This is a genomic window from Ligilactobacillus acidipiscis DSM 15836, assembly GCF_001435755.1.
Classification (GTDB): Bacteria; Bacillota; Bacilli; order Lactobacillales; family Lactobacillaceae; genus Ligilactobacillus; species Ligilactobacillus acidipiscis.
The window spans coordinates 1-808 of the sequence record NZ_AZFI01000321.1 but is presented as its reverse complement, the minus strand read 5'-3'; the positions used below and the strand labels follow the sequence as shown (position 1 = coordinate 808).

1 other RNA gene is annotated in these 808 nt (G+C 43.6%); it reads left to right on the top strand.

Features of this window, described 5'->3' with window-relative positions:
• Positions 1-386 precede the first annotated feature (386 nt).
• Positions 387-756: a transfer-messenger RNA gene (gene ssrA / locus FC65_RS11680) on the top strand.
• Positions 757-808: the final 52 nt, after the last annotated feature.

Here is an 808-nt window from a genome sequence, read left to right as displayed (position 1 = left end):
AAAACATTAAAAATAAGTATTATGAACAGATACAAGCCGCCTTCAGCGGGCATCTGCGTGGGCACCGGAGTTTATGGCAACACGGCCTACAGACTGGCTGGTAGTTCCAAGCTGTGTGGCATAAGGTTAGCATTAGGCTGGTGCACTTGTCGCCCAATTTTTATTGGAACAGAGCACGAGACCAGAAAAAAAGCAGCGGGAGCTTTTAACGCGGGTATAAGGGGCTGATAAAATATCCCGGCACAGAAGCTGACTAAAAATAATATCGAAATTACTAAAAGCAGAGAATAAGCTCTTTAAGTAATCACCCACAAAAAGTTGACACTATCACGTCAAGTGTTTGATTTTACGCCTGCTGGTTATTGTGCTACAATGACTATGTACTTGGGGATGTTTTGGATTCGACAGGTATAGGTCGAGCTTAGATTGCGTTTGGTAGGTTGCGACTACCATAAAACGCTCAGTTAAAATATAACTGCAAAAAATAACAATAACTCTTACGCTTTAGCTGCCTAGTCAGCTTTAACGTAGATCCGGCCGGTATCGCCTATGTACTGATCTCCGGGTCTTATAATAAGTAGGCTACGTCTTATGTTTCCACCTGCAATGTAAGAAAGAGATCATCAGGCTGGCCGTTAGTGCTTTGCCCTGACATGCGGCGTGACTAACAGCGAGATTTAAGTAGCATGGATATGAACGTAGATATCTAAGCGGCGATATGCTTGGACGCGGGTTCGATCCCCGCCATCTCCATTTCTAGGGAGTTTTGATTTTTTCGGGTTCTTTATCAAGTGGTACTGATGAAATG